The sequence below is a fragment of the Variovorax sp. P2_H12 genome, assembly GCF_056403395.1.
The window spans coordinates 93,387-115,630 of record NZ_JBFUFO010000010.1; the positions used below are offsets into that span (position 1 = coordinate 93,387).

Consider the following 22,244-nt stretch of genomic DNA (forward strand, 5'->3'; position numbering starts at 1 on the left):
TTTCATTTTTGTGGCGAAGCGTAGGGCGTTCGGCGGCGCGCATCCATTCGGGTTTGCGTTAATAAAATGAAATCATGTTCCAAAATACCATCGCCTCCGAACCTTGCCACCCAAAGCTCCGCGATGGAAATCACCTTTGACGAGTACTTCGAATACCAGCATCACGAGGCGCGCCTGCCGGCAGACCTCGTGGACGGGCGCGATGCCGTGCGGCACCCGGTGGTCATTGCCGGCGGCGGCCCGACCGGCCTGGCCCTGGCGCTGGGCCTGGCCAACCACGGCATCCCGGTGGTGGTGCTGGAAGCCGACGACACGGTGTGCAGCGGCAGCAGGGCCGGCGCCTTCACCCGCCGCACGCTGGAAATCCTGCAGCAGCTGGGCGTCATCGACGAAGTGATGCGAACCGGCCATGGCTGGACCACCGGCTGGACCTACTACGGCGACAAGGAAGTGTTCCGCTTCGACATGCCGCACGACGCCAACCAGAAATACCCTCCCGCCATCAGCCACCTGCAGAACTACATCGAACACTGCATGGCGAACGAAGCCTGCGAACGCCGCGGCCTGATCGACATCCGCTGGCAGACCCGCGTGAAGGCGCTGCGGCAAGGCGAGGGCGGTGCGCGGCTCGAGGTCGAAACGCCGCGGGGCGACTATGCGATCGACGCCGACTGGGTGGTGGCCTGCGACGGCGGGCGCAGCACGGTGCGGGAACTGATGGACCTGCGGATGGAGGGCAAGCGCCATGAGGGACGCTACGTCATCATCGACATCCGCATCGACACCGAAGGCCTGCCGGTCGGGCGCCGCTGCTGGTTCGACCCGCCGTCGAAGCCGGGCGGCACGCTGCTGATGTACAAGAAGCCCGGCAACATGCTGCGCTTCGACTATCAGCTCGGCGACAAGGACGACGAAACCGAAGAGACGCAGCCCGAGCGCGTGTTCGCCCAGGTCGACCGGCACCTGAAAATGATGGGTGTCGATCGCCCGTGGAAGCCGGTATGGATGAGCCTGTACCGCGCCAGCGCGCTGACCCTCGACAGCTACCTGCATGGGCGCGTGCTGTTCGCGGGAGACGCGGCGCACCTCGTGCCCATCTTCGGCGTGCGCGGCATGAATTCGGCCATCGACGACACGCACAACCTGGCTTGGAAGCTCGCCTTCGTGCTGAAGGGGCTGGCCGGGCCAGGCCTGCTGGAGAGCTACAGCATCGAACGCGTGCATGCCGCGCGCGAGAACCATCGCTTCGCATCCAAGGGCGCGGAGTTCATGGCGCCGCCGTCGGCGCCGTTCCGCCTGATGCGCGACGCGGTCCTGTCGCTGAGCCAGCGCCATCCGTGGATCACGAGCCTGATGAATCCGCGCCAGCATGCGGCGATCCCGCTGTACCTGTCGCCGCTGAACGCCGACGCCGAAGCGTCCGCGGCCTTCGAGGCGGGGCCGGCACCCGGCGACATCCTGCGGGAGTGTCCGCTCGAAACCGACGGGCGGGCCGGCTTCCTGACGGACCTGCTGGGGCCGCACTTCACCGCGCTCTATTTCAGCGAGGACGGCGAGCTGCCCGAGGCGCTGGCCCGGGCCTTCGACGGCATCGCGCGGCGCATCCCCTTCAAGGCCGGCGTGATCGCCCGTGGCGGCCGGCGCGCCGGCGTCGCAGTGGACGCCACGGGGCGCCTGTTCCCACTCTATGGCGCGCAGCCGGGCAGCCTGTACCTGGTGCGCCCGGACGGCCATGTCATGGGCCGCTGGCGGCGCGCCGACGGCGACGCGCTGGCCCTGGCGATCGATCACGCGCTGGCGGCGACGCAGGAGGAATGCCATGTCTGACCAGGAACTCGACGACGTCTACACCCGGCTTTGCTATGCACTCACCGACGCCGGCGAAGCACAGACGCCCGCCGTTCTGGCGCGCCTGACGCTGCTGCTGATGAAGCAGGTCGGCGACGCCGCGGCCGTTCACCGCGCCATCGATTCGGCCCTGGAACAGGAACCTTCATGACCCTCCCCAACGCAGCGGATGCGCAGGCGTCGGCCTCGCGGATGACCGGCGGCGAGGCCCTGGCGCAGCAGTTGGCCAGCGAAGGCGTGCGCGACATCTTCGGCGTGCCGGGCGTGCAGCTCGACTGGGCCGTGGATGCCCTGGCGGGCATGCAGGACACGCTGCGTCTGTTCGTGCCGCGGCACGAGCAGGCCACCAGCTACATGGCGGACGGCTATGCACGCTCCAGCGGACGCACCGGCGTGAGCATGGTGGTGCCCGGTCCCGGCATGCTCAACGCGCTGGCCGGACTGGCGACCGGCTATGCCTGCAGCTCGCGCATGCTGTTCCTGGCCGCGCAGATTCCGTCCGATCGGATCGGCCGCGGCCTCGGCGTGCTGCATGAGCTGCCCGACCAGTCGGGCATCCTCAGGAGCCTGGTCAAGTGGCACGGCCTGGCCGACTCGCCCAAGGCCGTGCCGCGGGTGGTGCGCAGCGCCATGGCGCAGCTGCGCGAGGGCCGGCCGCGGCCGGTGGGGGTCGAACTGCCGCAGGACGTCCTGCAGCGCGCGGACGAGGTGACGCTGGCCCCGGTCGCGCCCGAGCCCGCCCGCAGCGCCTGCGACCCGGTCCTGATCGAGCGCGCCGCCCGGCTGCTGCGTGGCGCGCGTTGCCCGGTGATCGTCGCCGGCGGCGGGATCGTGGCCGCGGCGGCATCGGCGTCTCTGGCGCGGCTGGCGCAGCGGCTGCAGATCCCGGTGCTGGTGACGGAGAACGGCACGGGCGCGCTGTCGTCGCGCCATCCGATGGCCTTGACCTGGCTGGCGTCGCGCGCCTTGCTGCCGCATGCCGACGTGGTGCTCAGCGTGGGCAGCCGATTCATCGATCCGCAGGGCGCACCCCCGCGCCTGCGGTCCGACGCGCAGCTGATCCTGGTCAATGCGGATCCGCACGACCTGGGCGCCCCCCGGCAGCCGGCCGTCGCCATCCATGCCGACGCCCGCGCCGCGGTCGACGCGCTCGACGCCGCGCTCGATGCGCGGCAGGGGCCGCCGCCGGACCGCACGCGCGAGGTGCAGGCGCTGCGGGCCTGGACCGAGGGGCAGCTGGGCGACATCGCGCCGCAGCGCGAATGGCTGCAGGCCTTGCGCAAGGCCATTCCCGACGATGGCTTCCTGGTCAGCGACCTGACGCAGGTGGGCTATCCGGCGCACCTGGGCTATCCGGTGCACGCGCCGGGCACCTTCATCGGCGCCGGCTACCAGGGCACCCTGGGACACGCCTACTGCACCGCCCTGGGCGTTGCCGTGGCGCATCCCGACCGGGTCGTGGTGGCGATCGCCGGCGACGGCGGGTTCGGCTGGACGCTGCAGGAACTGGCGACCGCGCGACGCTATCGGCTGCCGGTGGTGGTGATCGTGTTCAACAACGAGGCCTTCGGCAATGTGCGCCTGCTGCAGCGCAAGCAGTTCGGGCGCGACTACGCGACCGAACTGACCAATCCCGATTTCATGATGCTGGCCCGGGCCTTCGGCGTGGACAGCCTGCGGGTGGACACACCGGCCGCCCTGGCCGGCGCACTGGCGGACGCCGTCGCTGCCCGCCGGCCGGCGCTGATCGAGGCGACGACCGGCGACTTCCCCAGTCCCTGGCACCTGATTCGGGGCCATGCGCCCGCCGATCCCAACCCTCTGGGTCAACCTGCCTGAAACGAAAGAGACAACCCATGAAAAAAGCCGCGCGCCTTCTCGCCACGCTCTGCCTGTCCATCGGGCTGCTCCCCCTGTCGGCCGGAGCTGCGGAGGTTTTCCCGCAGAAGGGGAAAGTGATCCGCATCATCACGCCGCTGGCGCCCGGCGGCTCCTCGGACATCCAGGCGCGCGCCATCGCGAACCGCCTGTCGCAAGAATTGGGGACGCCCGTCGTCGTCGAGAACAAGCCCGGTGCATCCACCGCCATCGCGGTGCGCGAGCTGATGCGCTCGCCGGCGGACGGCTACACGCTGCTCTACACCATCACGGTCACGACCAGCCAGCTGCCGCACCTGTACGCCAAGCCGCCGTTCGACGTCTTCAAGGACATGGCGCCGGTGGGCGTGGTGTCGCGCACCCGCACCATCCTGGTCGCCACGAAGGACGCGCCGTACAGCACGCTGAAGGAGATGATCGCCTACGCCAAGGCCAACCCCGGCAAGGTGAACTACGGCTCCTACGGGATCGGCTCGTCGGGCCACATCAACGGCGAACTGCTCAAGGCCAATGCGGGGATCGACATCGTCCACGTGCCCTACAAGGGCAGCACGGAAGCCGTGCGCGACCTGCTCGGCGGACAGATCCAGCTGGTCTTCGACGGCCCGTCGACCGCCATCGCCAACGCCAAGGGCGGGTTGGTGAAGATCCTGGGCGTCGCCGACAAGGAACGGCTGCCGTCGATTCCCGAGGTGCCCACCCTCACCGAAGCCGGCGTGTCCGGCATCGACCTGCCCGGCCTCGAGCAGTTCTTCGCGCCGGCCGGCACGCCCACCGAGATCGTCGACAAGCTCAACGCGGCGATCATGAAGACCGCGCGCACGCCCGAAGTCACCGAGCTGTTCGTGCGGGGCGGCTCCACCATGGCGACCTCGACCCCTGCGGAGCACGCCCGGATGATGAAAGAGGATTCCGATCAGTGGGGCGTGGTGATCCGCAAGCTCGGCATCCGGATGGAATAGGCAGCGCATGTTCCTCGCCTTCGCGGTGGCCAGTCTTGCGAGCGGGTTCGCCATGCGCGTGACCGACCCGATCGTCCTGCCGGTGGCGCAGCACCTGTCGGTCGATGTCGCCACGGCGGCCTGGCTGAATCCCGCCTATGCCCTCCCGTATGCCCTCGCGCAGTTGTTCCTGGGTCCGCTGGGCGACCGCTTCGGCAAACTGAATTGCATGAAGGTCTGCGGCGTCGCGATGGCGCTGGCGCTGATCCTCGGCGCCTTCGCGACAACGTTTGCGCTGCTGCTGGTCACGCGCATCCTCGCGGGCGCCTTCGCGGGCGGCCTGATTCCGCTGGTGCTGGCCGCCATGGGCGAGCGCTACGGCATGGCGGAACGCCAGGCGATGATCGGGCGCATGCTGCTGGCCATCATCGGCGGGCAGATGCTCGGATCGGTGGTGTCGGGACTGGTTCACGACGCCCTGGGCTGGCGCAGCCCGCTGGTCATCGCGGCGGCACTGGCGGCGGCGGCTTCGCTGGCCCTGCTGCGGATGCCGGCGGTGCCGCACGCGGCCGGCGGCACGCGGCTCTCGGCCGCCGCGCTGTATGGCCGGGTCTTCGAGAATCCCAAGGCGCTCTGGATCTATGCCTGCGTGCTGGCCGAAGGACTGCTCTTTTTCAGCCTCTTCCCCTTCGCGGGCGCCTTGCTGCTGGCGCGTGCGCCCGAGCTTGCCGAATCGATAGCCAGCCGGGCCGGGCTGGTGCTTGGCGCCTTCGGCGTCGGCGGCTTGATCTACGGCGTGATGGTCCGCCAGCTGATTGCTGCGCTGGGCGTGCGCCGCATGTGCCTGTTCGGCGCCGTGGCCGCGGCAGGCGGCTACGCCGCCATGGCGTTCGCGACGGCGTGGTGGCTCTGCGCGGCGCTGATGCTGGTTGCGGGGATCGGCTTCTACATGATCCACAACTGGCTGCAGACCGAGGCGACGGAGCTCGCACCCGCGGCGCGAGGCTCGGCCATGGCCCTGTTCGCCTGCGGCCTGTTCGCGGGACAGGGCCTCGGTCCGCTGCTGGCTGCGCCCTTGATACGCTCGGCGGGCTTCGCCGCATTCCTCATCGCAGTGGCCGTGGGCGTGCTGGCGCTGGGCGCGGTGGTGGTGCGCCGCATCGTGGTGCCCAGAGCAACGGTCGAACCCGGGGAGGGCGCTGCGCTGCGTCCTTAAAATGAGGGACTCCATGACGAACAGCACGCCCACCCAGCCCAAGGACGAAGTCAGCGCCTTGGCGCGCGGCCTGGCCGTGCTGCGGGTGGTGTCGCAGGCCAGCGCGCCGCTGAGCAACCGCGAACTGGCCGGCGCCACCGGCATTCCCAAGGCCACCGTATCGCGCATCGCGGCCACCCTCGTGGGTGCCGGCTACCTGCGGCAATCCGCCGACAGCGAGCGCTTCAGCCTGGGGGCCGAACTGCTGAACCTGAGCAACGCCTACCTGCGCAATTTCGACCTGCGCAGCCACGCCCGGCTGTACCTGGCCGAACTGGCCGAGTTCGCGGGCGCGGCGGTGCACCTGGGCGTGCGCGACGGGCTCGAGATCGTGCTGATCGACTCCATCCGACCGCATTCCGCGGTGATCCTGTCGCGCCTCGATGTCGGCATGCGCATGGACATGGCCACCTCGGCCGTCGGCCGCGCCTATCTGGCCGCGCTCGAGGGGCCGCCTCGGGAGGCGCTGCTGGATGACATCCGGCGGAACGCCGGCGCCGACTGGAGCAGCGTGAGCACGCGCCTGGATGCGGCGATGCAGGAGTACGCGCAGAAGGGCTACTGCAGCTCTTTCGGCGATTGGCACCGCGACATCCATGCGCTGGGCACGACGCTGGCAGGTCCGCGCGGCGAACTCTACGTCGTCAGCTGCGGCGGGCCGGGTTACCTGCTGCCCCGGGAGATGATGGTGGACAAGATCGCCCCCCGGATGATGGAAACGGTGCGCGTGATCGCCAAGGAAATCGGGGCGGTCGACTGATGCGCGCCATGCCGTCCGCAGGCACCTCGAGTTCGACTTTGACTGGAGTTCATCATGCACGTACGTGACGCCGGCCCGGGCGACATCGACGGCATCGCCGCCATCTACAACGATGCCGTGGTCAACACCACGGCGATCTGGAACGAGAAGACCGTCGACGCTGCCAATCGCGCCGCCTGGCTCGCCGACCGTCAGCGCGTCGGCTACCCGGTCCTGGTCGCGGAGGATGCGCTCGGCGCGGTGGCGGGCTACGCCTCTTTCGGCGACTGGCGCGCCTTCGACGGCTACCGCCATACCGTGGAGCACTCCGTGTACGTGCGCCGCGACTGTCGCGGTGCGGGCATCGGCCGGGCCTTGATGGTGGCCTTGATCGAGCGCGCGCGCGCCCTCGGCAAGCATGTCATGGTGGCGGGCATCGAGGCGAAGAATGCGGGTTCCATCGAGCTGCACAAGAAGCTCGGCTTCGAGGAAGTCGGCCTGCTCAAGGAGGTCGGCACCAAGTTCGGCAGCTGGCTGGATCTCGCCTTCCTTCAGCTCAAGATCGATTCGCGCACGGATCCCGATGCCACTCCCGCGCCGTGACCCTCAGCGAACCGGATAGCGACCAAGTCGACGAGCGCACGGCTGCATCCAGCGAGTCCTCCAATCGGGCGATGTGAAGATCGCGAACGAAACGTGAATGCCGTCTTCGACCTTCGAGGCAGCCCGGCCTGGAAGTGACGTTTCCGATGGCCTCATCGCTCTTCGTCGAAAGATCACTCCGCTGCCTGACTAAGCGCGCACCAGTTGTCGCGACAAGAAGCTGCAAGTCGCTACCAGCAGGTTGGCGCATTCGGCCACGTTGCCCTCGATCCGGTGTCTCGGCCCGGCGACGGCAACGGCCAGCGTTTCGTTGTTGATCGTGAGAAAGGTCGCGACCGCCCACACGTCGCTCACGTTCTCGCCTCGCGTCACGAAGTAGCCGATTTTTCGGCTTTCCAGGATGTCCTGGATCAATGCCTCGTGCTCGGTTTTCGTGGCGGAGGTGATGGGGGCCAACTGCCGGCCTTCCAGCCAGGTGCGCAACTCGGGCTCCTTGAGGCTTCCCAGCAAGGCCTTGCCGATGGAGCTCGAATGCAGCGGCTTGAACTCGCCGGGCTTGGCCGAATAGCGGATCGAGTGAAGCCCTTCGATGACTTGCAGGTAGATCACCGATTCCGCCTGGCGCTTGCCGAGGATCACGGTTTCGCGGGTCGCGTCGCGCAGCCGCTCCAGCACCGGCGTGGCATGTTCGATGAAGGGATCCTTCGCGAGGATGTCGCGCGCCACGTCGTACATGCGCTTGGTCGGATAGAGCGCGCGCGGCCGGTTGAGCGTGTACAGGTAGCCGCGTGCCGTCAGCGTCGAGACGATGGCATGGCAGGTGCTCTTGGGAATGCCGACCGCCTCCGACAGGTCGGTCAGCGACAGCGGCCGCTGGCTCGCCTGGAACGCCTCGAAGATGTCGATCACCCTCTCGATTGCAGTCACTGTCACACCGGACATCGCGCTTCCTTCCATGAACGTCTGCAGGGCCGAAGTTCGGCCCGTTGAACAAATCGGATCAATCCGCCCCGTTTTTCTCTCGCCGCCCCATTATGTTCGTAATGCTGAACATTGGTTCTTGTTCTAGAACATGTCGGTTCATAGCATCAGCACGCAACAACTCGACGGAGACCAGACAGCGTGCAAACAAGCAAGGACATCGCAGTGGAGGAACGTGCCGGTGGCGTCGTGTGGATCACGATCGACCGGCCGCACAAGCACAACGCGCTCGCCCGGGGGGTGCTCTCCGAGCTGGGACGGGCCGTGGCCGCGGCCGGCGCCCGGCCGGACGCGCGCTTCATCGTCCTGAGCGGAGCCGGTGACCGGTTCTTCGCCGCCGGCGGCGACCTCGTCGAACTGGCCGGCGTGCGCGACGAGCCTTCGACCATCGACATGGCCGAGCAGTCGCGCGCGGCACTCGATGCGGTGCGCGCATGCCCGGTACCGGTGCTGGCGTACCTGAACGGAGACGCCATTGGCGGCGGCGCCGAGCTGGCCCTGGCGTGCGACATGCGGATGCAGGCGAAACACGCCCGCATCGGCTTCATCCAGGCGCGGCTGGCGATCTCGTCGGCGTGGGGAGGCGGGCCGGACCTGTGCCAGCTGGTGGGCGGCGCCCGGGCGATGCGAATGATGAGCCGGTGCGAGCTCGTCGACGCGCCGCTGGCGCTGCAGTGGGGCCTGGCCGATGTGGTGGTCTCGGACGGTCCGGCAGGCGAGGACGTCCAGGTCTTCCTGGAACCGCTGCTCGCGTGTGCACCCCAGGTGCTGCGCGGCATCAAGGCGCAGACCGCGGCCTGGCGCCAGGGTGCTTCCTACGAGGCCCGCCGCGCCGTCGAGCGGCAGCAGGTGCTGAAGACCTGGCTGCATGACGATCACTGGCGTGCGTCGGACAAGTTTCTTGCCAGGAGCGCGAAATGAGCGGCGGCGTCGATCCGGCGGTGCCCGACCTGGAGCCCCAGCTGCGCCCCGTCAGCCCGAGCGGCATCGAAGTTCCGACCAGCGTCGGCGCAGAGGCCGTGCAGGCCGACCACATCGGCGCGGCCGGAGAGTACCCCTTCACGCGCGGGATCTTCCCGGACGGGTATCAGGGGCGCCTCTGGACCATCCGCCAGTACTCGGGCTTCGGCACCGCCGAGGAATCCAACGAGCGCTACAAGTTCCTGCTGGAAAAAGGGCAGACGGGCCTGTCGGTGGCGCTCGACCTGCCCACCCAGTGCGGCCTGGATCCGGTCCACCCGATGGCGCGGCCGGAGATCGGCAAGGTCGGCGTGTCGCTGTCCAACCTGAGCGAGGCGGAGATCCTGTTCAAGGGCCTCGACCTGTCGAAGATATCGACCTCGTTCACCATCAACGGGACGGCCGCCATCGTCTATGCGATGTACCTGGCCGTGGCCGACAAGCAGAATGTTCCGCGTAGCAAGCTGACCGGAACGATCCAGAACGACATCCTGAAGGAGTACGTCGCGCGCGGTACCTGGATCTTCCCGGTGCGCCCGTCGATGCGCCTGATCGCGGACTCGATTCTCTATTCCAACGACGTGTCGCCGCGCTTCAATCCGATCAGCATCGCGGGCGCCCATGTGCGCGACGCCGGCGCGACGGCGGCCGAGGAGATGGCCTACACCCTGGCCAACGGCCTGGCCTACGTGGACGAGTTGCAGGCCCGCGGCGGCGACGTGGAGAAGTTCGCCAAGCGCCTGTCCTTCTTCTTCTACGTCCACATGGACTTCTTCGACGAGATCGCCAAGTTCCGTGCCGGCCGGCGACTGTGGGCGCGCCTGATGAAGGAACGCTACGGCGTCCAGGATCCGAAGGCCCAGCACTTCCGCTTCGGCGTGGTCTGCGGCGGCTCGTCGCTGGTCGCGCCGCAGCCCTACAACAACGTCGTGCGCGTGGCGGTGGAAACGATGGCGGCGGTGCTGGGCGGCGCGCAGTCCATCTTCACCTGCGCGTTCGACGAGGCCTTCCAGATTCCCACCGAGTCCTCGGCCGAGCTGGCCGTGCGCACGCAGCAGATCATCGCCTTCGAGAGCGGCATCGGGCGCACGGTCGATCCCCTGGGCGGCAGCTACTTCCTGGAGCAGCACACCGACCGGATGGAGCAGCAGATCACTCAGGTGATGGGCGAGATCGATGCCTACGGCGGCGTGGTCCGGGCCATCGAGGACGGATGGATCCAGCTGCGGCTCGCCGAGCGCGGACTCGAGCGCAAGCTCGACACCGATTCGGGCCGCAACGTGATCGTCGGCCAGAACCACTTCAAGAAGGCGGACGAGGAAATCAAGGTGGGCGAGGTGTTCACGCTCGACCCGACCGTGGCCCAGCGCGCGCTCGAAAAATTCCAACGGGTGCTCGACACGCGCCGGCAGTCGGAGGTCGACCGCTCGCTGGCCGGGCTGTCCGCGGCGGCGGCCAAGGACAACGTCAACATCATGCCCTACCTCGTCGAGTGCTGCCACGCCTACGCCACCGTCGGCGAAATGGTGGCGCGCCTGAAAGAGCAATGGGGCGAATTCAAGGAACCGGTGAACCTATGAGTGCGCAACAGACCTCCGCCGCGCTGGCGGCGAAGCGGATACTGATCGGCAAGCCCGGTCTCGACGGTCACGACATCGGCGCCAAGATCATCGCGCTGACGCTGCGCAACGCCGGCGCGGAGGTGATCTACACCGGCCTGCGTCGCAGTCCGCTGCAGATCGCGCAGGTGGCGGTGGACGAGGGCGTCGACGCGGTGGGCCTGAGCATCCTGTCGGGCAGCCACAAGGAGCTCGTCGCCGAAGTCATCGCGCAGCTGCGCGAACTCAGGGCGCACGACGTGAAGGTCTTCGTCGGCGGCACCATCCCGGCCGAAGACCAGCCCTACCTGCGCGACCTCGGCGTCACGGCGATCTTCACCGCCGACATGCCCCTGGACGTCGTCGTCCGCTCGCTGGCGAAGAGTCTCGGATGAGCGCCGCGCCGGGCCGCTCCCAAGCAAGCTCGCACCCCCTTGGGGGGCAGCGAGGACACGAAGTGCCGAGCGTGGGGGCTGGAATGAGCGCCGCGCCGGGCCGCTCCCAAGCAAGCTCGCACCGCAGTGCGAAGCACGAAGGTGCTCCGATGAACGCGCCGCTCGCGGGAATCCGGATCGTGGAGGTCGGCCACATGCTGGCCGGGCCCTATTGCGGCCTGATGCTGGCCGACATGGGCGCCGAAGTCATCAAGATCGAGACGCCCGAGGGCGACATCGGCCGCACCGTCAGCCCCCACTTCGTGGGGCCGCACAACGCCTACTTCGCGAGCCTCAACCGCAACAAGAAGAGTGTCGTGCTCGACCTGGCCAGCGACGAGGGGCGCGCGGCGCTGGGCCGCATCGTCGAGACCTCGCATGCGCTCGTGACGAACCTGCGGCCCTCGGCGATCCGCAAGCTCGGCCTCACCTACGACGCGCTTCGGGAATGGAACGAGCGCCTGGTCTGCGTGGCCCTGACGGGTTACGGCCTCGACGGGCCGTATGCGGACAACCCGGCCTACGACTACGTCATTCAGGCGATGACGGGCGTGATGGCGCTGACCGGCGACCCCGAGGCGCCGCCCACCAAGGCCGGCTACTCCGCGGTCGACAACTCGGCGGGGCTGGTGGCCGCGGTGGGGTTGCTGGCCAAGATCGTGCAGGGCCAGGGCGGCCAGGTCGACGTCGCGATGTACGACGTGATGCTCTCGCAGCTCAACTACCTCGCGGGTGCCGCGCTCAACGCCGGCGAGATCATCGAGCGGCTGGCGGATTCGTCGCACCCCTACGTCGTCCCGGCGCAGATCTTCGCGACGGCCGAGGGGTGGCTCACCCTGTTCATCACCCACGACAAGTTCTGGAAGACCTTCTGCGGGGAGATCGGGCGTCCGGAGTGGGTCGTGGACCGGAAGTTCGCGACCATGGCCGGGAGGCGCGCGCATCGGGCCGAAGTCATCGGCGCGATCGCCGGCGTGCTGCGCCAGGCCTCCGCGGCCGAATGGGTGCGCCGCCTGAGCCCGCTGGGCGTGGTGGTGGCCGAGGTCGGCACGCTCAATGCCGCCCTGCGCAGCGACATCGCCGCCGCGCGCTCGCTGGTCGTGTCCTTGGGCGACGGCAGCCTGCCGCTGCAGGCGGTGGCCAGCCCGATCCGCTTCCAGGGCTTCTCGCCGAGCTACGGCTTGCCGCCCCTGCTGGACGAGCACGGCGACGAAGTGCTGGGGAGGGTCGCCTTGTGAGCGCCGCGCCGGGCCGCCCCAAGCAAGCTCGCACCCCCTCGGGGGGCAGCGAGGACACGGAGTGCCGAGCGTGGGGGCCAGGAAGCGCCGCGCCGCCGCTGGATCGATGGGCGCTGAGCCGCGCGCTGACGCGCATGGCCAACGCGAGCACGGCGGCGCKGGCGGAGGCGGCGCCGCGCGAGCGCCCGGCGCACGCTGCCCGCCGGATCGGCGTCACCGGGGCACCGGGTGCCGGCAAGAGCACGCTGGTCGGGCACCTGGCGCTCGAACGCAGGCCGAAAGGCCGGCTGGGCGTGCTGGCCGTCGATCCGAGCAGCCCGAAGAGCGGGGGTGCGATCCTGGGCGACCGCGTTCGCATGGACGACCTGACCGGCGTCGGGGACCTCTACATCCGCTCGCTCGGCTCGCGCCGCACCTGCGACGGCCTCGCCGACAACCTGCCCGAGATGCTGGACATCATGGACGAGTTCGGCTTCGACGAAGTCCTGCTCGAAACGGTCGGCATCGGCCAGGCCGAGTACGCGGTGCGTGCACAGGTCGACACGCTGGTTCTCGTGCTGCTGCCCGAGAGCGGCGACACGGTGCAGGCCATGAAGGCCGGGATCATGGAGATGGCCGACATCTTCGTGGTCAACAAGTCGGACCTGCCGGGGGCGCAACGAATGGCCACCGACATCCAGCGCATCGCGGCCGTGACCCAACGCCCCGAGGGCGCGTGGCGGGCGCCGATTTTGCTGGCCTCGGCGTCGCAGCCGGGCTCGATCAGTGCCCTGTCGGAAGCGATCGACCGCCACCAGGCGTGGCGCAGCGCCGACCCGCAACGCTACCAGCGGCTTCGCGCCCAACGGGTCCGCTACCGGCTCCGGCGGCTTCTGGAGATGCGCGTCGCGGAGGCGATCGCCGGTCAGGAGGACGTCTTTTTCGAAGCCCCGCTGCAGGAGCAGCTGGCGCGGGTACTGGCTGCGGTGGTCCGCAATTCCGGCACGCAGGTGGACTGAGCCATGTCGCGCGCTCTGATCAAGTCGCTGAAAAGAACCCTGCGCCACGGCGCCCATGCGCAGGCCTCGCAGACGCAGGCGCTCGATGCCCGCGCTGCCGCGCTTTCCCTGGTCCAGCGCAGCGTCAAGCTCAGGCATGACCGCCTGGCCATCCTGCGCCTGGTCGATGCGGTCCGCCTCGAGGCCCGCGTCGACGAGACGCTGTGGGACTACTGCCAGAACGTCGCCAGCACCATGGCGGATCCCGAGCAGTTGCGGATGCTCCAGACGCTGCGGCGCAACGTCGTCGCGCAGCACGCAGCGGGGGGCTCGGGCCCGGGGCCGCCGGCCCCCCGGTGAGCGCACCGTCGGCCGGGCGGCCGATGGGCAAGGATCGTGTGAATCGAACAACAGGAGACAACAATGAGAAATTCTTCCAGCAACGCCTTCTTGAAAAAAATCTCGGGCTCACGAAGCCGCATCGCTGCGGCGGTGGCTCTGATGTCCATCGCGGCCAGCGCGCCGGCATGGTCGAAGATCAATGACGACGTCGTGAAGATCGGCGTCCTCGCCGACATGTCCGGCATCTATTCCGACATGGGCGGGAACGGAATCACCGAGGCCGTGAAGATGGCGATCGCGGACGTCGGCGGCACGATCAATGGCAAGAAGATCGAGATCGTGACGGCCAATCATTCCGCCAAGCCCGACATCGCCGCGACCACGGCGCGCGAGTGGTTCGACACGCAGGGCGTGGACATGATCATCAGCGGCCCCAGTTCGGGAACCAGCCTTGCCATTGCCAAGGTGGCCGCCGAAAAGAAAAAGATCGTGATGGTGACAGGCGGCGTCGCAGCCCAGCTGACCAACGAGGAGTGCTCTCCCTACACGGTCCACTACCTCTACGACACGGTGGCCCTGGCCCGCGGAACCGGCACGGCGATGACCAAGCAGGGCGGCAAGACCTGGTATTTCCTGACGGTCGACTACGCCTTCGGCGAGTCCCTGGAAAGGGAAACCACGCAGGTCATCAATGCCAACGGCGGCAAGGTGCTCGGCAGCGTTCGCCATCCTCTGTCGGCCTCCGATTTTTCGTCGTTCCTGCTGCAGGCCAAAGCCTCCGGGGCAGAAGTACTGGGACTGGCGAATGGCGGAGGAGACACGGTCAACTCGATCAAGGCCGCGAGTGAATTCGGTATTTCCAAGTCGATGAAGATCGCCGGGCTCATGCTGTTCATCACCGACGTGCATGCCCTGGGACTCAAGCTGACCAGCGGCATCAACCTGACCGAAGCGTGGTACTGGGATTCGGACGAGAAAACGAGGAAGTGGGCCGACCGTTTTCAGGAAAAGATGAAGAAGAAGCCCACCAGCATGCAGGCGGCCAGCTACTCCGCGGCGCTTCACTATCTGAATTCGGTCAAGCAGCTGGGGTCGGACGAGGCCGACGAAGTGATGACGCAGATGAGAAAGGAGAAGATCAACGACATGTACGCCCAGAATGGCTATATCCGGCCGGACGGACGCATGGTCCACGATCTTCGACTCATGGAGATCAAGAGCCCTGCCGCCTCCAAGGGACCCTGGGACTACTACAAGCAGGTGCAGATGATCCCGGGCGATCAGGCCTTCGCTTCCAAGGCGGAATCCAAGTGCAAGTTGTGGAACTGACGGGAGCTCCATTCGAGAGTTCGACGAGCAGATTGTTTTTCGGTAACTACCATTTAGGAGACATGAATCATGACGACATCAGCGAGCGCGGAGATCGACAACAAAGTGGCTGCTTCCGCGAGCGTTCGGGCTTGCATTGCGGATGGCAAGGAATTGCCGATCCTCGACGTCGGGCCCTATCTGGCGGGCGTGCCTGGCGCGCTCGAGCAACTGGGGGCGGACGTGAAGTGCATCCAGGAGAACCTGGGCTTCTTCGCGATCGTCAACCACGGCATTCCGCAGTCCCTGATCGACGAGTCATTCCGCCAGACCGCGAAGCTCTTCGATATTTCGATGGAGGAGAAACTCAGGCACCGGGTCGGATTCCACCACCAGGGCTATCTGCCGCCCAAGTCCTCGATCCTGAAATCGACCGCCATCGCGGAGAAGATCGCGGTCAACACCAAGAAGGACACCAATGCCGCCTGGCTGTTCATGAGGAACCGCACCGCCGAGGACCCGAAGGTGCTTGCCAATGTCCGGCACCGCGGGCTGAACCAATGGCCCGAGAGTCTTCCCGAGTTCAAGAAGACGCTGTTCGACTACCAGACCTCGATGGAGAAGCTCTCGCTCAAGCTGCTGCCGATCTATGCGCGGGCGCTGGGGTTGCCTGCCGACTACTTCGACAGCATGTTCAAGGCGCCGGAGTATTATCAGCGCTGCGCCTACTACCATCCTGAAGAGAAGATGGAAGAAGGCCAATATGCGCTGGCTCCGCATTCCGACGGCAGCTTCCTGACGCTGCTGCCGATGACGCCGGTGCCCGGGCTGCAGGTGATGACGCCGTCGAAGGAATGGCTCAAGGTCAGCTACGTCAAAGACGCCCTGATCGTGAACACCGGGCAGGTCCTCAATCGCCTGTCCAACGACCGGTTCATCGCCACGCCGCACCGGGTCGTCAATCCGCCGACCAAGCGCTATGCGCTGACCTTCTTCTTCTACCCCGATGACGACGCCAACGTCGGGCCGATCCCGGCGTGCGTGAAGCCGGGCGAGAAGGCGAAGTACGACTCGCGTTCCTTCTACGACTTCTTCGTTCCCTACCTGGACGATCTCTACCACTACAACGATCCCAAGTTCATGAGCGAGGTCGAGCCGGCAGGGGCCGGCTCGAAGTGAAGGAGCATCGCGTGAGCAAGTTGTTGATCGACGGGCAATGGGTCGATGCGGTCGATGGCGAAACCATCGACGTCATCGATCCGTGCAGCGGACAGGCGTTCGCGAAGATCGCACGAGGCCGGTCCGCGGATGTCGACCTGGCGGTCGCGGCAGCGCGCCGTGCGCTGCAAGGCCCTTGGGGGCGCCTGACGGCGACGGAGCGCGGCCGCATCATGCAGCGCCTCGGGCAGATCATCCTGGACCATGCCGAGGAACTGGCCGAGGTGGAGGCCCGCGATACCGGCAAGCCCATGTCCGTGGCCCGCGCGGACGCCAAGGCGGTGGCGCGCTATTTCGAGTTCTATGGCGGCGCTGCCGACAAGATCCACGGCCAGACCATTCCCTACCTGGGCGGCTACAACGTGAGCGTGGTTCGCATTCCGCACGGCGTCACGGCTCACATCATCCCGTGGAACTATCCCGCGCAGATGATGGGGCGCACGCTCGCTCCCGCACTGGCCATGGGGAACGCGGCGGTGGTCAAGCCCTCCGAGGACGCCTGCCTGAGCGCCCTGAAGCTCGCCGAGTTCGCGATGCAGGCGGGGCTGCCCCCCGGCGCCCTGAACATCGTGACCGGCTATGGCGCCGAGGCCGGCGCGGCGCTGACTTCGCATCCGGGCATCAACTTCGCGACGTTCACCGGCTCGCCGGAGGTCGGTGTCCAGGTGCAGCAATCCACGGCGCGCCACCATGTCCCGTGCGTTCTCGAGCTCGGGGGCAAATCGCCGCAGATCGTTTTCGACGATGCGGACCTGGCCAAGGCGGCACCCATCATCGTCCGGGCCATCGTCCAGAATGCCGGCCAGACCTGCTCGGCCGGCAGCCGCCTGCTTGTCCAGGCGAGCATCTACGACCGGTTCGTCGCGACGATCGCGGCCAGCTTCCAGGCGCTGAAGGTCGGGACGCCGGAGATGGATCTGGATTGCGGACCGATGATCAACGCCAGGCAACACGACAAGGTGAGCTCGTTCATCGCCGAGGCGGTCGCCATGGGAGTTCCGAAGCTGGCCGAAGGCAGCCTGGCGCCAGGCGTTCCAGGCGAGGGCTACTTCGTCAAGCCCGTGCTCTTCGGACCCGTCCCTCGCGGGCACCGCCTGGCTTGCCAGGAGGTGTTCGGCCCGGTGCTGTCGGTCATGCCGTTCACGGACGAAGAAGATGCGGTGCAGTTGGCCAACGCCACCGATTACGGTCTCGTCGCCGGCATCTGGACGGAGAACGGAAGCCGTCAGGCGCGCCTGGCGCAGCGCATCGCCAGCGGCCAGGTCTTCATCAACTGCTACGGCGCGGGCGGTGGGGTCGAGCTGCCGTTCGGAGGCGTCAAGAAAAGCGGCTATGGCCGCGAGAAAGGCCTTCTTGCCCTCGAAGAGATGAGCACCACCAAGACCATTGTCCAGCACTACGAATAAGGAAATCCACCATGTCCAGATTGAACAAGAAGATCGCGATCGTCACCGGCGCAGGCAGCGGCTTCGGCGCCGCGATCGCCCGGGCCTATGCCAAAGAGAACGCCAGCGTCGTCCTTGCCGACATCAACCTGGAGGCCGCCCGGGGGATCGCCGCGGGATTGGGCGACAACGTGAGCGCCGTGGCTTGCGACGTGAGCCGCTTCGACCAGGTGCAAGCCATGGTTCGCCATTGCGTGGAGCGCTTCGGTGTTCCCGATATCGTGGTCAACAACGCGGGCACCACGCACCGCAACCAGTCGATGCTGGATGTCGACGAGGAAACCTTCGATCGCGTGTTCGCCGTCAACGTCAAGTCGATCTATCACATGACGCGCGCGGTGGTCCCGCTGATGAAGGAAAAGAAGGACGGCGTGATCATCAACGTGGGATCGGTCGGCGGTATCCGCCCGCGTCCCGGCCTGACCTGGTACAACAGCTCGAAGGGCGCGGTGAAGGTCATGACGAAGTCGATGGCCGTCGAACTGGCGCCCGATGGCATTCGCGTCAATCTCATTTCCCCGGTCATGGCGCCCACGGGCCTTCTTCAGGATTTCATGGGCGTGGCGGACACCGCCGAGAACCGGGCTCGCTTCGTCTCGACGATTCCGCTCGGAAGGATGTGCGACCCGGCCGACGTGGCGAACGTGGCGCTGTTCCTGGCCACTGAGGAGGCTCGCTTCCTGACCGGCGTCGAGATGCCGGTGGACGGCGGGCGTTCCATCTGAGGGCACAGCGATGAGCTTTGGGCAGGTATAGGTGACCGGAACGCTCGGCCTCCTGCCTGTGCGTATCATCGGGGGCGCCGAGCACCAGCCCATTCATGAAAAGCATCCCCCGAATCCTGCTGCTGCTTCCCAAGCATGTTCCCGATGTCCGACAGGTACCACTGCGGACCCGCGCGTCGGACAGCGTCTGCGCTGGCTGCCGAAGCCGCATGGCTTGAGGCTTCGCCATGCCCATGCTCATCATGATGACCGCCGCCGGAGAGACCCGGCAGGTCCAGCTCCATCCTCACAACAACAGGGTAGGGCGCGGCACCGGCAACGAGGTGATCGTCGACTCCGCACAGGCGAGCCGCGACCACGCGGTCATCGACGTCGAGCAGGCGTTCGTCACGATCACGGATCTCGGCAGCCGAAACGGGACGTTCGTGAACGACGTCCGGATCGAGAGCCAGGTTCTGGCTCACGGTGACGCGATCCGCCTCGGCAGCTACGAGATGCGGTTCGTCGCCACCAACCAGGAGTTCACGCAGATCGAGGCCTTGCGCATGCTGACCATGCACGGGCTGCTCGTGAACCTGGAGCGGGAACGGTCCTCTTCGGACGCACCGACCGTGCCGGACGCGCCTCGCAGCGAGCGCGGCAAGCTTTGAATGCTCCCGCCGGCGGCGACATCACGCCGGTGAAATGAGTTGAATCGAGCGCGCTCGCCCGCCTGGCTTGCGATCCGGCGCGGTCGCAAATATGTGACGAAGCCGTTACCATCGCCTGCCCTTCAGCCTTCGTTCCACGAAGCCTGAAGGTGCACTGGCGGCCGAGGCTTGAAACCGGGCCATCCAACAAGAACAGAAAGGCCGTCCGTGTCGCTGCGACTTTCTCGCGCTGTCGTCGCTTCCTTGCTATGCCCGCTCCTGCTTGCGGCCTGCGGGGGCGGCTCCTCGGACGGAGGGGCGAACCTGGTGACCGGGAAGCCCCTGCCGCCGGCCATCGCCGAGATCATGGCCAAGCCGCGCTACACCGACGCGCAATCGAAGTGGAGCCTGGTCGTGATGGATGCAAGGACCGGTGAACTGGTCTACGCGCTGGACCCCGACCGCCTCTCGTTCACGGGATCGGTGCGCAAGCTGTTCTCCGTGGGGATGGCGCTCGACACGATCGGCGCCGACCATCGCTTCGAGACGCCCGTGTATCGAACCGGACCCGTGGGGGGAGGTGTTCTGGCGGGCGATCTCGTGCTGGTTGCGTCCGGCGATCTCACCTTCGGCGGCCGCGCCAAGGCGGACGGCACCCTGGCCTACACGGACTTCGACCACAACGAGGCGCACGCCTTTCGCGCCTCGGGACTGACACCGGAAGACCCGCTGGCCGGCATCAATGAACTCGCACGCCAGGTGCGGGCCGCCGGCATCCAGCGCGTGGACGGCGACGTGGTGGTCGACGACCGCCTGTTCGACAGTTTCCGCGTGCCGAACGGCAACGTGCTGATCTCCCCCATGAGCCTCAACGAGAACCTCATCGACGTCACGCTCGCAGCCGGCGCACAGGCAGGGAATCCCGCGCTGCTTGACTGGCGGCCCAGGACCCGCGGCTTCTCGATGGCCGGCAGCCCCGTCACCGGGAGCGCCGGGTCGGCGGTCGACATCGAAGTCTCCGCGGCGACGCTCGACAGCTTCAGTCTCGGCTGCCTCGGAAGCCCGGGCTGCACCGGCACGATCTCGAGCGCGAGCGGCCTGGCGCCGGCGACCATTCCGCTGGGCTATCAGGCGCCGCTCGTCGGCGGTTCCACCTATGTCGGAATCCTGCGGGTCGAGGACCCGCCTTCCTTCGCGCGCATCGCCTTCATCGACGCCCTGGCGCGCGCCGGCGTGACGGTGGCCGCGCCCGCCGTGGCCGTCAACCCGGCCAGCAGATTGCCACCGTCCCGCTTCTATGCGGCGGAGTCGCGCGTGGCCAATTTCGTGTCTCCGGCCTATTCGGAGTACGCCAGGCTGATCCTCAAGGTCAGTCTCAATACGGGCGCGAACATGAGCCTGATGCAGGTCGGGCTGTCGCAGGGGCAGCGAACGGTGGCGACCGCTCTGGCCGCGGAGCGCAAGCTGCTCACCGGCGCCATCGGCTTGGACCCGGCCGGCTTCGACTTCCCGACCAACGGCAGCGGAACCCCGGACAGCCGTGCCTCGGCCCGCACCACGGCCAGGCTGATCAGCGCCATGCGCATGCGCGCCGGCTACCCGGCGTATCGCAGCGCGCTGCCCCTGCTGGGAATCGACGGATCGCTCGCGAGCATCGGCAAGGAGGTGGCGGGCAAGGAACACATCGCCGTGAAGAGCGGGGCCACCATCGAGGACGGCAAGATCGTGGCCATCAGCATGGCGGGCTACATCGACGCCAAGAGCGGCCGCACGCTGTCCTTCGCGCTGTTCGTCAATGACGCGGGGCCGCTCACCGCGATCGCCGATTCGCTCGAGGTGTTCGAAGACGAAGCGCAGATCGCCGGTGTCATCTACAACCAGAACTGAAAGCGTGAATCCATGAAACACCTGACCTGGCTGTGCGCCTTGGCCGTCGTCGTGCTCGTCGCCTGCGGAGGCGGCGGGTCGTCGTCGCAGTTCTCCGCGCTGCTGGGCTCGCTGGTCAATGCGCAGTCGACTTCCGGCGCGCCGGCGACCCAAGTCACGCCCGTCACGATGCGCATCGCGAATGCGCCCGTGCCGGTGAAGGGCTCCGACGGACTCTTCCACGTGGTGTACGAGCTCGAACTGACCAACTTCACCGGCGACAACGTGGCGATCCAGGGACTGGACGTCCTGGACGCAAGCAGCGGCAGCGTCGTGGCAACGCTCGCGGCCGCGGACATCGCGCAGCGTCTGGTGGTGCGCGACAAGGCCGCGGTGAAGGGCAGCCTCGGCCCGTCGCAAGTCGGCCTGGTCTACATGCATGTGAGCTTCAACGGCCAGGCGGCGATACCGGCGACGCTGGCCCACCGGGTCTCGGCGTCGATCGACCAGACGCCGATCGTCGAGACGGCCGGGCGCATCCAGCTGGCGGCGCCGACCGCCCTGGTGCTCGGCGCCCCGCTGCGCGGCGCGAGGTACATCGCCGGCGACGGCTGCTGCGACTCGGTGCGCCATGTGCGAGCGACGCTTCCGCTCAACGGCCAGCTCTTCACGGCCCAGCGATTCGCCATCGACTGGGAGCAGCTCGACGAGCAGGGCCGCATCCATGTCGGCGACCCCAAACTCCCGGCCAGCTACATCATCTATGGCAAGCCGATCTACGCCGTCGCGGACGGACGCGTCGTCACGGCGCTGGACGGCCTGCCCGACACGCCGCCGGGCGCGTTGCCGCCTTCGATTCCGATCGAGCAGGCCGACGGCAACCATGTCGTGATGGACCTGGGCGGCGGCAGCTTCGCGCTGTTCGCGCACATGAAGCCGGGGTCGGTGCGGGTGCGAGCGGGGGAGTCGGTGCGTGCGGGACAACTGCTCGGAGAGGTTGGAACCTCCGGCAATTCGTCGGAGCCGCACCTGCATTTCCATGTCGTCGACGGTCCCAACCCGCTGGCTTCGAACGGGCTTCCCTACCTGCTGCAGGGCTTCAGCGCAGCCCAGCGGGGCGTCTCCACCGCGGCCTTCGATCAGGCCATCATCGACGGCAAGCCGATCCCGGTCGAAGCGGTGCCGCTGCCGGGTGCACGCCAGAACGAGTTGCCGCTCGATCTGTGGATCGTCGATTTTCCTTCCTAGCCAATCGCACA

The 22,244-nt window shown here is 67.4% G+C and carries 21 protein-coding genes; 20 read left to right on the forward strand and 1 reads right to left on the reverse strand.

The genetic code is table 11. The features are described from left to right. Positions 1 to 123: 123 nt before the first annotated feature. The 7 genes from AC1DYK_RS09255 to AC1DYK_RS09285 are packed head-to-tail and all read left to right on the forward strand — an operon-like array spanning position 124 to position 7,264. Positions 124 to 1,827, forward strand: coding sequence for an FAD-dependent monooxygenase (locus AC1DYK_RS09255; RefSeq protein ID WP_478166006.1), 1,704 nt, complete (start codon positions 124 to 126; stop codon positions 1,825 to 1,827). After that, on the forward strand, positions 1,820 to 1,999 hold the full coding sequence (locus tag AC1DYK_RS09260; protein WP_478166007.1) for a DUF2783 domain-containing protein: 180 nt from the start codon (positions 1,820 to 1,822) through the stop codon (positions 1,997 to 1,999). The genes AC1DYK_RS09255 and AC1DYK_RS09260 overlap by 8 nt, the downstream gene beginning before the upstream one ends. Next, positions 1,996 to 3,687 (forward strand): thiamine pyrophosphate-dependent enzyme, encoded by a 1,692-nt coding sequence (locus tag AC1DYK_RS09265; protein WP_478166008.1) that lies wholly within the window; start codon positions 1,996 to 1,998, stop codon positions 3,685 to 3,687. Before AC1DYK_RS09260 ends, AC1DYK_RS09265 begins: the two co-directional genes overlap by 4 nt. Before the next feature lie 17 nt (positions 3,688 to 3,704). After that, positions 3,705 to 4,688: a Bug family tripartite tricarboxylate transporter substrate binding protein gene (locus AC1DYK_RS09270; RefSeq protein ID WP_478166009.1), complete on the forward strand. Its 984-nt coding sequence runs from the start codon at positions 3,705 to 3,707 to the stop codon at positions 4,686 to 4,688. Between the two features lie 7 nt (positions 4,689 to 4,695). After that, positions 4,696 to 5,883, forward strand: coding sequence for an MFS transporter (locus AC1DYK_RS09275; RefSeq protein ID WP_478166010.1), 1,188 nt, complete (start codon positions 4,696 to 4,698; stop codon positions 5,881 to 5,883). A 13-nt stretch (positions 5,884 to 5,896) separates the two neighbouring features. Then, on the forward strand, positions 5,897 to 6,682 hold the full coding sequence (locus AC1DYK_RS09280; RefSeq protein ID WP_478166011.1) for an IclR family transcriptional regulator: 786 nt from the start codon (positions 5,897 to 5,899) through the stop codon (positions 6,680 to 6,682). Positions 6,683 to 6,736: 54 nt separating this feature from the next. Then, positions 6,737 to 7,264, forward strand: a complete 528-nt coding sequence (locus AC1DYK_RS09285) for an N-acetyltransferase family protein (RefSeq protein ID WP_478166012.1) — start codon at positions 6,737 to 6,739, stop codon at positions 7,262 to 7,264. A gap of 189 nt (positions 7,265 to 7,453) precedes the next feature. Here AC1DYK_RS09285 and AC1DYK_RS09290 read toward each other — a convergent pair whose 3' ends face one another. After that, positions 7,454 to 8,206, reverse strand: coding sequence for an IclR family transcriptional regulator (locus AC1DYK_RS09290; RefSeq protein WP_478166013.1), 753 nt, complete (start codon positions 8,204 to 8,206; stop codon positions 7,454 to 7,456). Positions 8,207 to 8,410: 204 nt separating this feature from the next. On the opposite strand from AC1DYK_RS09290, the gene AC1DYK_RS09295 reads away from it, so the two are divergent. The 13 genes from AC1DYK_RS09295 (at position 8,411) to AC1DYK_RS09355 (ending at position 22,233) form a co-directional block, all read left to right on the forward strand. Further along, positions 8,411 to 9,166, forward strand: a complete 756-nt coding sequence (locus AC1DYK_RS09295) for an enoyl-CoA hydratase/isomerase family protein (RefSeq protein ID WP_478166014.1) — start codon at positions 8,411 to 8,413, stop codon at positions 9,164 to 9,166. Beyond that, the gene (locus AC1DYK_RS09300; protein WP_478166015.1) at positions 9,163 to 10,785 is read left to right on the forward strand and encodes an acyl-CoA mutase large subunit family protein; all 1,623 of its coding nucleotides are present in this window, start codon (positions 9,163 to 9,165) and stop codon (positions 10,783 to 10,785) included. Before AC1DYK_RS09295 ends, AC1DYK_RS09300 begins: the two co-directional genes overlap by 4 nt. Continuing rightward, complete coding sequence (locus tag AC1DYK_RS09305; protein WP_478166016.1) at positions 10,782 to 11,198, forward strand: cobalamin B12-binding domain-containing protein; 417 nt, start codon at positions 10,782 to 10,784, stop codon at positions 11,196 to 11,198. Before AC1DYK_RS09300 ends, AC1DYK_RS09305 begins: the two co-directional genes overlap by 4 nt. Before the next feature lie 149 nt (positions 11,199 to 11,347). Beyond that, entirely contained in the window at positions 11,348 to 12,475 is a 1,128-nt protein-coding gene (locus AC1DYK_RS09310; RefSeq protein ID WP_478166017.1) for a CaiB/BaiF CoA transferase family protein, read from the forward strand. Between the two features lie 134 nt (positions 12,476 to 12,609). Further along, positions 12,610 to 13,473: an ArgK/MeaB family GTPase gene (locus tag AC1DYK_RS09315; protein ID WP_478166018.1), complete on the forward strand. Its 864-nt coding sequence runs from the start codon at positions 12,610 to 12,612 to the stop codon at positions 13,471 to 13,473. 3 nt (positions 13,474 to 13,476) lie between these two features. Next, positions 13,477 to 13,812, forward strand: coding sequence for a hypothetical protein (locus AC1DYK_RS09320; RefSeq protein WP_478166019.1), 336 nt, complete (start codon positions 13,477 to 13,479; stop codon positions 13,810 to 13,812). Positions 13,813 to 13,875: 63 nt separating this feature from the next. Next, positions 13,876 to 15,123 (forward strand): ABC transporter substrate-binding protein, encoded by a 1,248-nt coding sequence (locus tag AC1DYK_RS09325; protein WP_478166020.1) that lies wholly within the window; start codon positions 13,876 to 13,878, stop codon positions 15,121 to 15,123. A gap of 69 nt (positions 15,124 to 15,192) precedes the next feature. After that, positions 15,193 to 16,281, forward strand: coding sequence for an isopenicillin N synthase family dioxygenase (locus tag AC1DYK_RS09330; protein WP_478166021.1), 1,089 nt, complete (start codon positions 15,193 to 15,195; stop codon positions 16,279 to 16,281). Positions 16,282 to 16,292: 11 nt separating this feature from the next. Continuing rightward, on the forward strand, positions 16,293 to 17,726 hold the full coding sequence (locus AC1DYK_RS09335; RefSeq protein ID WP_478166022.1) for an aldehyde dehydrogenase family protein: 1,434 nt from the start codon (positions 16,293 to 16,295) through the stop codon (positions 17,724 to 17,726). A gap of 11 nt (positions 17,727 to 17,737) precedes the next feature. Continuing rightward, positions 17,738 to 18,490, forward strand: coding sequence for a glucose 1-dehydrogenase (locus tag AC1DYK_RS09340; RefSeq protein ID WP_478166023.1), 753 nt, complete (start codon positions 17,738 to 17,740; stop codon positions 18,488 to 18,490). 227 nt (positions 18,491 to 18,717) lie between these two features. Continuing rightward, entirely contained in the window at positions 18,718 to 19,140 is a 423-nt protein-coding gene (locus tag AC1DYK_RS09345) for an FHA domain-containing protein (RefSeq protein ID WP_478166024.1), read from the forward strand. A gap of 306 nt (positions 19,141 to 19,446) precedes the next feature. Next, positions 19,447 to 21,006: a D-alanyl-D-alanine carboxypeptidase gene (locus AC1DYK_RS09350; protein WP_478166025.1), complete on the forward strand. Its 1,560-nt coding sequence runs from the start codon at positions 19,447 to 19,449 to the stop codon at positions 21,004 to 21,006. Positions 21,007 to 21,018: 12 nt separating this feature from the next. Beyond that, positions 21,019 to 22,233: a M23 family metallopeptidase gene (locus AC1DYK_RS09355; protein ID WP_478166026.1), complete on the forward strand. Its 1,215-nt coding sequence runs from the start codon at positions 21,019 to 21,021 to the stop codon at positions 22,231 to 22,233. Positions 22,234 to 22,244 lie beyond the last annotated feature (11 nt).